Source organism: Streptomyces sp. NPDC005648 (assembly GCF_040605395.1).
Lineage (GTDB): Bacteria > Actinomycetota > Actinomycetes > Streptomycetales > Streptomycetaceae > Streptomyces.
Window position 1 is genome coordinate 59669 of sequence record NZ_JBEXCS010000045.1, and the last position, 13512, is coordinate 73180.

Annotated in this window: 13 protein-coding genes and 1 pseudogene; 10 read left to right on the forward strand and 4 right to left on the reverse strand. The window is 71.2% G+C overall.

Annotated features, from left to right (window positions below; translation table 11 throughout):
• Nucleotides 1–15 precede the first annotated feature (15 nt).
• Nucleotides 16–636, reverse strand: a complete 621-nt coding sequence (locus tag ABZT17_RS24875) for a hypothetical protein (RefSeq protein WP_356351801.1) — start codon at nt 634–636, stop codon at nt 16–18.
• A gap of 214 nt (nt 637–850) precedes the next feature.
• Here ABZT17_RS24875 and ABZT17_RS24880 point away from each other — a divergent pair, with 214 nt between their 5' ends.
• The 3 genes from ABZT17_RS24880 to ABZT17_RS24890 all read left to right on the forward strand — a co-directional run bounded on the left by ABZT17_RS24880 (nt 851) and on the right by ABZT17_RS24890 (nt 3280).
• Nucleotides 851–2203 (forward strand): peptidase C39 family protein, encoded by a 1353-nt coding sequence (locus ABZT17_RS24880; RefSeq protein WP_356351788.1) that lies wholly within the window; start codon nt 851–853, stop codon nt 2201–2203.
• 152 nt (nt 2204–2355) lie between these two features.
• Nucleotides 2356–2496, forward strand: a complete 141-nt coding sequence (locus tag ABZT17_RS24885) for an SCO1431 family membrane protein (protein WP_356351789.1) — start codon at nt 2356–2358, stop codon at nt 2494–2496.
• Between the two features lie 124 nt (nt 2497–2620).
• The gene (locus ABZT17_RS24890; protein ID WP_356351790.1) at nt 2621–3280 is read left to right on the forward strand and encodes a TetR/AcrR family transcriptional regulator; all 660 of its coding nucleotides are present in this window, start codon (nt 2621–2623) and stop codon (nt 3278–3280) included.
• A 56-nt stretch (nt 3281–3336) separates the two neighbouring features.
• Here ABZT17_RS24890 and ABZT17_RS24895 read toward each other — a convergent pair whose 3' ends face one another.
• Complete coding sequence (locus tag ABZT17_RS24895; RefSeq protein WP_356351791.1) at nt 3337–4575, reverse strand: glycoside hydrolase family 18 protein; 1239 nt, start codon at nt 4573–4575, stop codon at nt 3337–3339.
• A gap of 353 nt (nt 4576–4928) precedes the next feature.
• On the opposite strand from ABZT17_RS24895, the gene ABZT17_RS24900 reads away from it, so the two are divergent.
• On the forward strand, nt 4929–6101 hold the full coding sequence (locus ABZT17_RS24900; protein ID WP_356351792.1) for an acyl-CoA dehydrogenase family protein: 1173 nt from the start codon (nt 4929–4931) through the stop codon (nt 6099–6101).
• On the opposite strand, the gene ABZT17_RS24905 is transcribed toward ABZT17_RS24900, so the two are convergent.
• Nucleotides 6064–6291 (reverse strand): hypothetical protein, encoded by a 228-nt coding sequence (locus ABZT17_RS24905; RefSeq protein WP_356351793.1) that lies wholly within the window; start codon nt 6289–6291, stop codon nt 6064–6066. The genes ABZT17_RS24900 and ABZT17_RS24905 overlap by 38 nt on opposite strands.
• Nucleotides 6292–6420: 129 nt before the next feature.
• Between ABZT17_RS24905 and ABZT17_RS24910 the strand changes: the two genes are divergently transcribed.
• Both ABZT17_RS24910 and ABZT17_RS24915 read left to right on the forward strand, forming a co-directional pair.
• Nucleotides 6421–7521, forward strand: a complete 1101-nt coding sequence (locus ABZT17_RS24910; protein WP_356351794.1) for a hypothetical protein — start codon at nt 6421–6423, stop codon at nt 7519–7521.
• Nucleotides 7522–7534: 13 nt separating this feature from the next.
• Entirely contained in the window at nt 7535–8632 is a 1098-nt protein-coding gene (locus ABZT17_RS24915) for a phosphotransferase family protein (protein WP_356351795.1), read from the forward strand.
• A gap of 10 nt (nt 8633–8642) precedes the next feature.
• Here the strand turns inward: ABZT17_RS24915 and ABZT17_RS24920 are convergent, their stop codons facing one another.
• Entirely contained in the window at nt 8643–9074 is a 432-nt protein-coding gene (locus ABZT17_RS24920) for a hypothetical protein (protein ID WP_356351796.1), read from the reverse strand.
• 268 nt (nt 9075–9342) lie between these two features.
• Here ABZT17_RS24920 and ABZT17_RS24925 point away from each other — a divergent pair, with 268 nt between their 5' ends.
• The 4 genes and pseudogenes from ABZT17_RS24925 to fxsA all read left to right on the forward strand — a co-directional run.
• Nucleotides 9343–9783 carry an Lrp/AsnC family transcriptional regulator gene (locus tag ABZT17_RS24925; RefSeq protein WP_020138156.1) on the forward strand — a complete coding sequence of 147 codons (441 nt, stop codon included), beginning with the start codon at nt 9343–9345 and terminating at the stop codon, nt 9781–9783.
• 46 nt (nt 9784–9829) lie between these two features.
• Nucleotides 9830–11428 carry an amidohydrolase gene (locus tag ABZT17_RS24930; protein ID WP_356351797.1) on the forward strand — a complete coding sequence of 533 codons (1599 nt, stop codon included), beginning with the start codon at nt 9830–9832 and terminating at the stop codon, nt 11426–11428.
• Nucleotides 11429–11958: 530 nt separating this feature from the next.
• Nucleotides 11959–12753 carry a polyprenol monophosphomannose synthase gene (locus ABZT17_RS24935; protein ID WP_356351798.1) on the forward strand — a complete coding sequence of 265 codons (795 nt, stop codon included), beginning with the start codon at nt 11959–11961 and terminating at the stop codon, nt 12751–12753.
• 109 nt (nt 12754–12862) lie between these two features.
• Nucleotides 12863–13396, forward strand: a pseudogene (fxsA, locus tag ABZT17_RS24940) (FxsA family membrane protein); the annotation flags it as partial.
• Nucleotides 13397–13512: the final 116 nt, after the last annotated feature.

Sequence of the window (13512 nt, forward strand, 5' to 3'; positions counted from 1 at the left end):
GGGACCTTCACAAGTTCAGCACATTGCGGATGGTCCGTCACTCTGCGTAAAAGGCTGGTCCGGTCCAAGTGTGTTCCCGGGTCCCGGGAGCACCTCGTACCCCTTCTCGCACTGTCGTACCAATAGGTCCGCGAACGGTCGTGAGGGGTCCTCGGTGAAGTGCCGGCGTTCCGCCCGGACCCACTCGGCCCAGAACTCCCGCTGTTCCTCCCCGTCCCGCAGACGGCCCCGCGTCCAGGAGTCCTCGTCCGGCAACTCCATCCACAGCAGCCGGGCGAGGTGCGGACGCAGTGCGCGACGGCCCGCCCCGACGCCCTCGACGAGGACCACGGGGGCGGGCGGGAGGGGGTGGGGCGGCCCGAACCGGCGGGACCGCCAGTCGTAGGGGGTGTAGCGGGCGCCCTCGCCGCGATGGAAGGGCTCGATCACCTGGTCCAGGAGTCTGCCGGTCCAGTCGAACAGCTCGTCATGACTGGCGATGTCGTCGAGGTGCAGCACCGGGGCGTCACCCAGCGAACGGGCCAGCGCCGCGGCGAACGTGGACTTTCCCGAGCCGGCGTGCCCGTCCACGCCGATCAGCCGGACCGGACCACAGGACGGCGGAAGCCGGCGGAGCCGGGTGGCGAGGTCGTGAATGGCGTTCCTCGGCTGGGAGAGCTGCGGGCGTCTGGGACGGGAACAGTCTAGTCGGCCCCCGGGAGGGCGGTCCGGCGCCGGCCGCAGTACCAGGTCACATCAGTGGTAAAGACCAATATTGGTGGGCGTGGCAAGGCCTGAAGTGCTGGCAGGGCGCTCTGCCTTTGGCCATAGTTGGCGCACATCACTCGGACACATGGGGGTCGTTCCACCGATGAGCAGAACCGAACATCCGTCCCGCAGAACCGTTCTGGCCGCCGCGGTCGCCGCGGCGGTGGTGGGCCCGTCGGTCTCCGTGGGCGCGGCCCAGGCGGCGGAGTCCGACGAGGAGCCGACCCGACCCGTCGACTACCACGCCTGGACCTCGTACCCCGACTGGCGCTCCGGCACCGCCCAGGGCACCCGTGCCGTCGCCGGTGCCCGCCCCGGCGTGGCGATCGCCACCCCGGCCGGCACCACCGACTACACGGACCCGCACACCAAGACGACCGCGAGCTGGGAGTACGCGAGCTGGACCTCCCCGGTCCACCGGCTCCGCGTCCCCGCCACCGAGGTCGTCTCCTCCTGGAACGCGCACACCCCGGCCGGCACCTGGCTCCAGGTGGAGCTGCACGGGACGTACTCGGACGGCACGAAGACCCCCTGGTACGTGATGGGCCGTTGGGCGGCCGGTGACCAGGACATCAAGCGGACCTCGGTCGACGGCCAGACCGACAACAAGAGCACCATCTGGACCGACACCTTCGCCATCGACGACGCGACGACCGGCCTGCGGCTGGTGTCGTACCGACTGCGGCTCACCCTCTACCGCAAGCCCGGCACCAAGCTCACCCCCACCGTGTGGCGGCTGGGCGCGATGGGCTCCGACATCCCCGACCGCTTCACCGTCCCCGCCTCGACACCCCGCCTCGCCCGGGAGCTGATCGTCCCGCGCTACTCGCAGGAGATCCACAAGGGGCAGTACCCCGAGTACGACAACGGCGGCGAGGCCTGGTGCAGCCCCACCTCCTCGCAGATGATCATCGAGTACTGGGGCGGCAGGCTCACCCCCGGGCAGCTGTCCTGGGTGGACCCCGGCTACGCCGACCCGCAGGTCGACCACGCGGCCCGCTTCACCTACGACTACCAGTACGAGGGCTGCGGCAACTGGCCGTTCAACGCCGCCTACGCCGCCACGTTCAAGGGGCTCCAGGGCATCGTCACCCGGCTCGGCTCGCTCACCGACCTGGAGAAGCTGATCGCGGCCGGCATCCCGGCCATAACGTCCCAGTCGTTCCTCAAGGAGGAGTTGACGGGGGCGGGTTACGGCACCTCCGGGCATCTGATGACCGTCATCGGCTTCACCGGGGACGGCGATGTGATCGCCAACGACCCGTTCTCACCGACCGACGAGGCGGTCCGGCGGGTGTACGTCCGGCGGGAGTTCGAGAACATCTGGCTGCGCACCAAGCGCTACAACGCCAGTGGCAAGGTCGTCTCCGGCACCGGCGGCGTCTGCTACCTGTACTTCCCGGCGCGGCCCACCGCCCGCCAGCGCGGGGCGCTGGCCGCGGTCGGCGTGCGCTGACGCACACGCACCCGGGCGAAGGTCCCGGCGGCTCATCCGCTGCCGGGGCCTTTCCGCTGTGACCAAGGTCTCTGCCGCAAAAGCCGCTTCAGGTGGCAAGGTGGACACAACAGTGGGGGAGTCCACCGCACCACCGACCTCAGCGAGACGCCATGACCGCACACCCGGCCGCCGCCGCCCGCACCCGCACCGGCGGGCCCACCGAAGACGGCCCGAAGATCTTCGAACATGTCATGGGCTGGACCCTCGTCATGGTCGTCGCCATGCTCGTCACCCAGCTCGGCCTGTTGTGATCGGCGGCACGCCGGACCGGGTTCACCTCGGCTTCGGCTAGTCGATCAGAGTCGAACGAGTGGGCGTTGTCGTTCTGACATACTGCGGATGTCCCGCCACCCCAGCCCGAGACCAGGGTCCGAATTGAAGATCAGCGAACAGAGCGACACCGCTCGCCCGCGTGCGCGCGGTACCGAGCGCTCGCTGGCGCGCCGCGCCGAACTCATCGCCATCGGGCGGAAGTTGTTCGCAGACACGTCCTACGACGCGCTCTCCATGGACGACATCGCCAAGCAGGCCCATGTCGCCAAGGGGCTGATCTACTACTACTTCCAGTCCAAGCGCGGCTACTACCTCGCGATCATCCACGACTCGATCGCCGACCTGGTCAGCTTCGCGTCGAGCGAGGTCGAACTCGAACAGCTGGACAGGGTCCACCGCACCATGGAGGGCTACCTCCGCTACGCCGAGCACAACCAGGCCGCCTTCCGGACGATCGTCAGCGGCGGCGTCGGCTTCGACGCCGAGGTGCACGCCATCCGGGACGGGGTGCGCGCCGCGATCGTCGCGATGATCGCCGACGGCGCCTACGGCCGTACGGACATCTCCTCGCTCGCCCGGATGGGTCTGTTCGCCTGGGTGTGCAGCGTCGAGGGCGCCACGCTCGACTGGATCGACCGCCCCGCGCTCACCCGCCACCAGATGCGCGAGCTCCTGGTCAAGATGCTCGGCGGTGCCCTGCGCGCCGTCGAGGAACTCGACCCCGACTTCCCGGCTCCCCCTCCGGCCCGTCGCGACACCTGAGCCGGCGAAGGGGCGGAGGCTCCCGCGCCCCCGCCCCGACCACCGTACTCCCGAGGTCAGTTGATCGCCCTGATCAGCTCACCGTTCGCGGTGTCCCCGCTGAGCTCCCAGAAGAACGTGCCGCCGAGCCCCTGCTGGTTCTTGTACGTCATCTTCGTGGCGATGGTCGAAGGCGTGTCGTAACTCCACCAGTCGCTGCCGCACTTGGCGTACGCCGTGCCGCCGACCGTCCCCGTCGCCGGGCACTTGGACTTGAGCACCTTGTAGTCGTCGATGCCCTGCTCGTACGTCCCCGCGGCCGGCCCGGTCGCCGTACCGCCGGGCGCTGCCTGGGTCACCCCGGTCCAGCCGCGGCCGTAGAAGCCGATGCCGAGCAGGAGTTTGGCGGCGGGGATGCCGAGCCCCCTGAGTTTGGCGATGGTCGCCGAGGTGTGGAAGTTCGCCTTCGGGATGCCCGAGTAGGAGTTCAGCGGCGAGTGCGGGGCCGTCGGGCCGGTGGAGTCCCAGGCGCCGAAGTAGTCGTAGGTCATCGGGTTGTACCAGTCGACGTACTGGGCCGCGCCCGCGTAGTCCGCCGCGTCGATCCTGCCGCCGGCGGTGGCGTCGGCGGTGATGGCCGCGGTGACCAGTGAGCCGCCGAACTTCGAACGCAGCGCCGCCATCAGGTTCTTGAAGGCCTCCCGGCCGCTGGTGTCACAGCTGTTGCCGCAGGCGTTCGGGTATTCCCAGTCGATGTCGATGCCGTCGAAGAGGCCCGCCCACTTGGAGTTCCTCACCAGGTCGTAGCAGGACTGGGCGAAGGCGGCCGGGTTCTTCGCGGCCTCGCCGAAACCGCTCGACCAGGTCCAGCCGCCGAAGGACCAGAGGACCTTGAGCCCGGGGTGCTTCTTCTTCAGCTTCAGCAGTTGGTTGAAGTTGCCGCGCAGCGGCTGGTCCCAGGTGTCGGCGACGCCGTCCACCGATTCGGCCGCGGTGTAGGCCCGGTCGGTGGCCGCGTACGAGTCGCCCATCGCGCACTTGCCGCCGGTGACGTTGCCGAAGGCGTAGTTGATGTGGGTGAGCCTGGCCGCCGAGCCGGAGGTCTCGACGTTCTTGACGAAGTACTTGCGGTCGTAGGTACCCCATTCGGTGAAGTAGCCGACCACCTTGGAACCGGCCGCGGCCTGCCCGGCGGGGGCGGATGTCCCGGCGGAGGCCGTACCGGCGGCGGCCGGCAGCGCGGCGCCGAGGACCGCGCAGCACGCGGCCGTGACGAGTGCCCGCAAGCAGGCACGGCGGGGGTGCGGAATGTGCATCGGGTGTCTCCTCGTGGGGGAGAGGGGAACGCGCGCCGATTGGCATGAACGCGGTAAAGCGTTGGTCATGAACAGTAGGAGGACTAGACCAGTCGGGTCAATGGTGCGGACCAATCTCGCGAGGATCGGACAGGCGTTTCGGCGGGGCCGGGATATTCTTGAAGTAAGCGGTCGTTAACTGGTGACGGGATGCCTCCGATCGGGCATACTCACAGCGCACAGCCGCTGGTCAGCAGCTTCCGAGACCCGGGAGAGCGAGCGTCGGCTGGGTACCGCAGCAAGACCCGACGGAGCCGCCCCCACCCAAGGCGCACGTCGGCCGATGTGCCCTGAACAGGGAGGAGAGCGTCGCCATGCCCGACCGCGCCCCGCAGCCGGTGGACCGTCAACTGCCCACGGACGAGGCCCGGGACCTGATCTCGCTCGTCCGTGACATCGCCCAGCGCGAGATCGCCCCGAAGGCGGCCGCGGAGGAGGACGCCGGACGCTTCCCGCGCGAGGTCTTCACCCTCCTCTCCCGGTCGGGACTGCTCGGACTGCCGTACGACTCCGAATACGGCGGCGGCGACCAGCCCTACGAGGTCTATCTGCAGGTCCTGGAGGAGCTCGCCGCGGCGCGGCTCACCGTCGGCCTCGGTGTCAGCGTCCACACCCTCGCCTCCTACGCGCTCGCGGCCTACGGCAGCAAGGAGCAGCAGGTCGAGCATCTGCCGGAGATGCTCGGTGGCGGCCTGCTCGGCGCGTACTGCCTCTCCGAGCCCGCTTCCGGCTCCGACGCCGCCTCCCTGCGTACGAAGGCCGTGCGCGACGGCGACGAATGGGTGATCACCGGCACCAAGGCCTGGATCACGCACGGCGGGATCGCCGACTTCTACACGGTCATGGCGCGCACCGGCGAGGACGGAGCGCGAGGCATCACCGCCTTCCTCGTCCCCGGTGACGCCGAGGGCCTCAGCGGCGCGGTTCCCGAGAAGAAGATGGGCATGAAGGGCTCGCCCACCGCACAGGTCCACTTCGACGGGGTCCGAGTGCCCGACGAGCGGCGTATCGGCGAGGAGGGCCAGGGCTTCGCGATCGCGCTGGCCTCGCTCGACTCCGGGCGGCTCGGGATCGCGGCCTGCGCGATCGGGCTGGCCCAGGCGGCGCTCGACGAGGCGGTCGCGTACGCCACCGGGCGGCAGCAGTTCGGCAGGCCCATCGCCGACTTCCAGGGGTTGCGCTTCATGCTCGCCGACATGGCGACCCAGATCGAGGCGGGACGCGCCCTGTACCTGACGGCGGCCCGGCTGCGCGACGCCGGGCGGCCGTTCGCCAAGCAGGCGGCCATGGCCAAGCTGCACTGCACGGACACCGCGATGAAGGTGACGACCGACGCGGTCCAGGTCCTCGGCGGCTACGGCTACACCGCCGACTTCCCGGCCGAGCGCTATATGCGCGAGGCCAAGGTCCTGCAGATCGTCGAGGGCACCAACCAGATCCAGCGCATGGTCATCGCCCGTCACCTGGCAGGTCCGGAGACCCGCTGAACTGCCCCGGCCTGACCTGCGGCGCCGCGAGCCGGACCCACTCCGGGTCGTGGCGCCCCGGCAGGGTGCGGCCGCGGTCGGCCCAGGCGCGCATCAGGTCGCGGTAGATCGGCGGGTCCTGGGGTTGCGGCGGCGCCGGCGGAACCGTTCCTGCGAGCCGGCGTCCGACCGCCGTGTACGTCGGGGTCATACCAGGGCAACGCGGAGGCGGCGGGACAGGTCACCGCTGCCCGGAATCGAGCGTGGGTTCGCGTACGTCTCTGGTCAGCTCCCGCTGTCTGACGTACCGTCAGCCAGGCTCTCTCCAGGGAGGTTTGGCATGGCCGACGACCGTCCCGTACCGCTCGACGAGTACCCCGTGCACCAGGTCCCCCTCTCCATGAAGCACATGGCCACCGGGGACCGGAACGCCTACGACCGCTGCATCTTCCACGTCCTGGACCACGAGGGACGCGCCCTGCTGATCCTCGGCCTCGGGGTCTACCCCAATGTCGGAGTGATCGACGCGTACGCCACCCTGCGCGTGGGGGACACCCTGCATGCCGTACGGGCGTCGGACGCGCTCGGCGACGACCGCATGCGGCCGGCCGTGGGCCCTTTGACGATCCAGGTCGAGGAGCCGCTGCGCCGGCTCAGGCTGCGCTGTGCCGACGAGTCCCTCTCGTACGACCTCCTGTGGACCGCCGACTTCCCGGCCCTGTGGGAACCCCACCACCTCCAGCGGCGCGGCGGCCGGCTCACCCTGGAAGGGCGAAGGTTCGTGCAGGCGGGCAGCGTCGAGGGCGTGATCCGGGCCGGCGGCGAGGAGTTCCGGGTCACTCCCGCGGAGTGGACGGGCACCCGGGACCGCAGTTGGGGCGTACGGCCGATACCCGGCGAGGAGGGCGGCCGGTTCGCGCAGGAGGAGCCGACCGAGGGCTTCCACTGGCTGTGGTGTCCGGTCCGCTTCGAGGACCGGTTCCTGATGGTGATCGTCCAGGAGGACGCCGACGGCCACCGCACCCTCAACGACGCGACCCTCGTCCGCCCCGGCCACCGCGACCGCCAACTCGGCTGGCCCCAGCCGGAGATCACCTATCGCTCCGGCACCCGTCACCCCGAGAGCGCGCTCATCCACCTCGGCGACCTCCGGAAACCCCAGGAACTCGAGGTCGAGATCCTCGCCTCCTCCCCGCTCGCGATCGGCGCCGGCTACCCGCCCGCCGACGACTGGCAGCACGGCACCTGGCGGGGGAGGGGCTGGACCGACCGGCGGACCTACGACCTGACGCAGCCCCCTTCGCTCGCCGCGTACGGAGTCACCGACCACGCGGCCCGCTTCCGCCTGGACGGCCGGATCGGCCACGGCATCTTCGAGCACGGCTCGTTCGGGCGGCACGACCCGAGCGGCTTCACGGACTTCACGTCGGTCGCACCGTAAGGGGGTTCACGACATGGCAGCCACGGCACCCCGCCCCCGCACCACCACCCGCGACCCGGAGGACATCGCCCGCCGCCTCACCGCCTGGCTCGGCACCCGTCTGCCCGGCGCCAGGGCGACCGGCGTCACCGTCCCCGAGTCGAACGGCATGTCCAGCGAGACCCTGCTCTTCGACATCGAGCACCCCGAACCACCGCTGCGCGCCTGCGCGTTGAGGCTCGCGGCGGACCCTGCGGCGTACACCGTCTTTCCGGTGTACGACATGCCGCGCCAGTACCGCACGATGCGTGTCGTCGCCGAACACACCGACCTGCCCGTGCCCAGGGTGTTCTGGCTGGAGGAGGACCCGGGGCCGCTGGGGGCGCCCTTCTTCGTCATGGAACGGGTCGAGGGACGCGTACCGCCGGACGTCATGCCGTACACCTACGAGGGCAACTGGCTGCACGCGGCGAGCGACGCGGAGCGCGAGCGTCTGGAGGCGGCGTCCATCGGCCTGTTGGCCCGGCTGCACGACCAAGTGCCGCTGGAGGCGGCCGAGTTCCTCGCCCTCCCCGGCGACGGCGACGCACTGCGCCGCCATGTCACCGCCCAACGCGCCTACTACGACTGGGTGGTCGACGGACGCGCCCGCTCACCGCTCATCGAGTCCGCCTTCGACCGGCTGGAGGACCTCTGGCCGCGCGATCCCGGCACACCCGTGCTCAACTGGGGCGACGCCCGCATCGGGAACGTCGTCTACGACGGCTTCGAACCCGCCGCCGTACTGGACTGGGAGATGGCGGCCCTGGCCCCGCGCGAGGTCGACCTCGGCTGGACCGTCTATCTGCACCGCTTCTTCCACGACCTGACGGTCGCCTTCGGCCAGCGCGGGCTGCCGGACTTCCTGCGCCGCGACACCATCGAGGCCCGATACGCCGACCTCACCGGCCATCCCCCGCGCGACATGGAGTACTACACCCTGTACGCCGCCCTGCGGCACGCGATCGTCATGCTGCGCGTCGCCTACCGGCAGGTGCACTTCGGTGAGATGGCGGTCCCGGCGGATCCGGACACCCTGATCCTGCACCACGGCAGCCTGCGGGCCATGGTGCAGGGCGGCTACTGGGACTGACCGAGGCGCCTCAGGCGGCCCGGCGCATCACCGGCACGCGCATCGGGCGCGAGCCCGGGCCGCCGACGTGCGAGAACGGCTGCGTCCGCCAGTCGAGCCCCTGAGGGAGCGTCAACAGGAGGGCGGTGTCCTGCTCCTGGGCCTTGGCCGACTCCTCCGCGGCCCGGGCCTCGGCGGCACGGCGGCCGGTGCCGGCGCAGACGGTGAGGCCGAACGGGTTCCACGGCGAGGCGCACAGCGCGTGCTCCGGCAGCACCTCCTCGTCCGTCAGCAGGGCGATGGACTGCGCGCAGTCCGGGCAGATGACCCGGTACATCTCGAAGGTGTCGTACGCGTCGAGCTCCTCGTCGAACTCGTCGGGTTCGACGCCCTCCGGCTCGGGTTCGACGACGGCATGGAGCCGCTTGGGCGCGGTACGACCAGGTCGCTTAAGACTCTGCATGGATAACTCCCCCTTGGGCTGGGGCCGTGAAGGCGCTGCGGCCTCGACCACAGCAAGCACTTCCCGCCCGGTCTCGCGGGTAATCACGAGTGCATCACGGAGACGTCCCGGCGGGTGTGGCGTTCGTCACATGCCGTATGCAGGTGCCCCTGGCGGACGACTTTTCCCTCGGTCGGCTCACAGGCTGCTCTCAGCCACATCACGAACCGGGCATGACCTGGGCCGCCGAGGTATCCGAGGAGATCAAGCGCACTGTAGGTTCTGCGCCATGGAGGAGCTCGACCGACAAATCGTTCAGCTGCTCGTCAAGGACGGGCGGATGAGCTACACCGACCTGGGCAAGGCCACGGGCCTGTCCACGTCGGCCGTGCACCAGCGGGTGCGTCGGCTGGAACAGCGGGGCGTCATCCGCGGCTACGCGGCGGTCGTCGACCCCGAGGCGGTCGGGCTGCCCATGACCGCGTTCATCTCGGTCAAACCGTTCGATCCCAGTGCCCCGGACGACATCGCCGAGCGGCTGGCGGGGGTCCCGGAGATCGAGGCGTGCCACAGCGTCGCGGGCGACGAGAACTACATCCTCAAGGTCCGCGTGGCCACGCCCCACGAGCTGGAGGAGCTGCTGGCCCGGCTGCGGACGCTGGCGGGCGTCTCCACCCGGACGACGGTGGTCCTCTCGACTCCGTACGAGGCCAGGCCGCCGCGGATCTGAGGACCTGCGTACAGGACGGTCCCGGTGACACGCGAGACTGTTCCCCATGAGTGAGCGCACCCCCGAACCGGCCACCGTCCTGCTCCGTGGCGGCGAGGTCCACAGTCCCGCCGACCCGTTCGCCACCGCGATGGTCGTCGAGCGGGGGCAGGTCGCCTGGGTCGGGTCCGAGGGGGCCGCCGACGCCTTCGCGGACGGGGTCGACGAGGTGGTCGACCTGGACGGGGCGCTCGTCACCCCGGCATTCACCGACGCCCATGTGCACACCACGTCGACCGGGCTCGCGCTCTCCGGACTCGACCTGTCCGGCGCGCCCTCGCTGGAGGCGGCACTGGCGGCCGTACGGGAGTTCGCCGCAGCTCGGCCGAGTGACCGGGTGCTGCTCGGGCACGGCTGGGACGCGGCCCGCTGGGCCGGTGGGCGGCCGCCCACGCGGGGCGAGCTGGACGAGGCGACCGGGGGCCGGCCGCTCTATCTGAGCCGGATCGACGTCCACTCGGCGGTCGCCAGCACCGCCCTGCTCGACCTGGCCGGGCTGGGCCGGGTGGAGGGCCCGCTGACCGCCGACGCCCACCACGCCGCGCGCGCCGCCGCGTTCGCAGCCGTGACCCCGGCCCAGCGCACCGAGGCCCAGCGCACCGCCCTCGCCCGTGCCGCGTCCCTCGGCATCGGGTCCGTCCACGAGTGCGCGGGCCCGGAGATCTCCTCCGAGGAGGACTTCGGCGCGCTGCTGCGGCTGGGGGAGGAAGGGGCGGGACCCCGGGTGGTCGGCTACTGGGCCGAACAGGACGTGGAGAAGGCGCGTCAGCTCGGTGCGGTCGGCGCCGCGGGAGATCTGTTCGTCGACGGGGCCCTCGGCTCCCACACCGCCTGTCTGCACCAGCCCTACAGCGACGCCGACCACACCGGCACCGCCTACCTGGACGCTCCCGCCGTCGCCGCCCATGTCGTCGCCTGCACCGAGGCCGGCCTCCAGGCGGGCTTCCACGCGATCGGCGACGCAGCCGTGACCGCGGTGGTGGAGGGTGTCCGTGCCGCGGCCGAGAAGGTCGGCCTGGCCCGTGTGCGCGCCGCGCGCCACCGCGTCGAGCACGCCGAGATGCTCACCCCGGAGACCGTCGCGGCCTTCGCCGAGCTGGGTCTGACGGCCTCCGTGCAGCCGGTCTTCGACGCGTTGTGGGGCGGCGAGGACGGTATGTACGCCCAGCGCCTCGGGGCGGACCGGGCGCGCTCCCTGAACCCCTTCGCCGCCCTGCTGCGGGCCGGTGTCCCGCTCGCCTTCGGCTCCGACAGCCCGGTCACGCCCCTCGACCCGTGGGGCACCGTCCGCGCCGCCGCTTTCCACCGCACCCCGGAGCACCGTGTCTCCGTCCGCGCCGCCTTCACCGCCCACACCCGCGGCGGCTGGCGGGCGATCGGCCGCGACGACGCCGGTGTGCTGGTGCCGGGCGCACCCGCCGACTACGCCGTCTGGCGTACCGACGCACTCGTCGTCCAGGCTCCCGACGACCGGGTGGCCCGCTGGTCCACCGACCCCCGCTCCGGCACTCCCGGTCTGCCCGACCTCACCCCCGGCCATGACCTGCCCGTCTGTCTGCGCACCGTGGTGGGCGGCCGGACCGTGTTCGTACGGCCGGGCGAGTGATCTCCCGGGGTGGCACACCGCCGATCGTGGTGCGACACCCCGTCGCGCGACCTGCGCATCCGCGCCGCTGACCAGGGCTTTGCCGGAAGATGCGCAGGTCGAACGGCTGTTGACAGGCGCAGGCAGGGGGCCGGTAGGTTCGGCGAGTCCACCACCGGACGCCCGACCGGGGAACTTCCGCGCACTCGCCCGCGGCGCCGCTGGGTCAGGGACGGTGTGCCGCACCGGGCACCGTCACTGGGAGCCAGGCTCAGCGCCCGCGCCACGGCGAGGGAACGTTCCGGCCGGTAGGGGAGGTGTGACCCGGGTGGGGCCCGGTCGCTCAGTAGACAACGGCTTTCGGTCGACCCGCAGCCAGCGGGTCCCAGGTCGGCCCGAAGGGCGCCGGGCCCCCATCCGCAGCACCAGCCGGAACAGGTGCTCTTACCCCGCTCTTGCGGAATCGACACCGCCGTGCGAACGTCCTGGTCCGTCATCGCAGGCCGAGGCCACTATGGTGGACGTCTGAGTACGGACATGAAGGGGCAGAAGTGAACGACGGCGACGGGACTCCCGCGGCATCGGACCGAGGCCGGCAGTTCGGCCCGCTCGGCACGGCCTTGGTGATCATTCCGACCTACAACGAGGCGGAGAACATCAAGAAGATCGTCGGACGGGTGCGCACAGCCGTCCCCGAGGCGCACATCCTCGTCGCCGACGACAACAGCCCCGACGGCACCGGCAAGCTGGCCGACGAACTGGCCGTCGAGGACGACCACGTCCAGGTCCTGCACCGCAAGGGCAAGGAGGGCCTCGGCGCCGCCTACCTCGCGGGCTTCCGCTGGGGCCTGGAGCACGGGTACGGCGTCCTGGTCGAGATGGACGCCGACGGCTCGCACCAGCCCGAGGAACTGCCCCGTCTGCTGACCGCCCTCAAGAGCGCGGACCTGGTGCTCGGCTCCCGCTGGGTGGCCGGCGGCCGGGTGGTGAACTGGCCCAAGAGCCGGGAGTTCATCTCCCGCGGCGGCAGCCTCTACTCGCGCCTCGCCCTCGATCTTCCGCTGAGGGACATCACCGGCGGCTACCGCGCCTTCCGCCGCGAGACCCTCGAAGGCCTCGGCCTCGACCAGGTCGCCTCCCAGGGCTACTGCTTCCAGGTGGATCTCGCCCGCCGCGCGGTCAAGGCCGGGTTCCAGGTCGTCGAGGTCCCCATCACCTTCGTCGAGCGGGAACTCGGCGACTCCAAGATGAGCCGCGACATCCTCGTGGAAGCCCTGTGGCGGGTCACGGCATGGGGCGCCACGGAGCGAGTCGCCAAGCTGACCGGCCGCGCCAAGAAGGCCTGACGGCGGCGGACACCCGCTCGGGGCAGGGCGGGCGGTCTCCTACGGCCCCACCGGCCCGGTCGATCATTCGCTTATCCCGCCCTGAGCCTGGCCCAGGCACACTGGACGTATGACGACTGGTGCACCGACCCCCACCTATCCCGCCCGGCCCCGGCGCTCCCGGCTGCGGACCTTCCTGCCGCTCGGCGTCGCGGCCTGGCTGGTGCTGGAGATCTGGCTGCTGACCGTGGTCGCGGGCGCGACCAGTGGGTTCGTGGTGTTCCTGCTGCTGCTCGCCGGCTTCGTCCTCGGCGCCGGAGTGATCAAGAAAGCCGGCCGCCGGGCCTTCCAGAATCTCAACGAGGCGCTGCAGCGCGGCGGCACCCCGCAGAGCGGCGGGGGCAACGGACTGCTGATGCTCGGCGGTCTGCTCCTGATGATCCCCGGCCTGATCTCGGACGCGGCGGGTCTGCTTCTGCTGATCCCCCCGGTCCAGAAGGCGCTCAGCCGGATCACCGAGCGCACCCTCGACCGCAAGCTGCGCGAGGCCGCCCCGGGCGGCTTCGGTGACGCCTTCCAGCAGGCCCGTATCCACCGCCCCGACGGAAAGGTCGTCCAGGGCGAGGTCATCCGCAACGACGAGCCGGGCGGCGGCGCCCCGCAGGAGCGTTGGCGGACAGGAGGTAGTCCCAGCGGGCGGAGTGTTCGCGCAGCCGGGTACGGGTGCGTCAGCACCTCGTCCAGGAAGGGCGCGGTGTCCGGGTCCTTGTCGATCGCCAC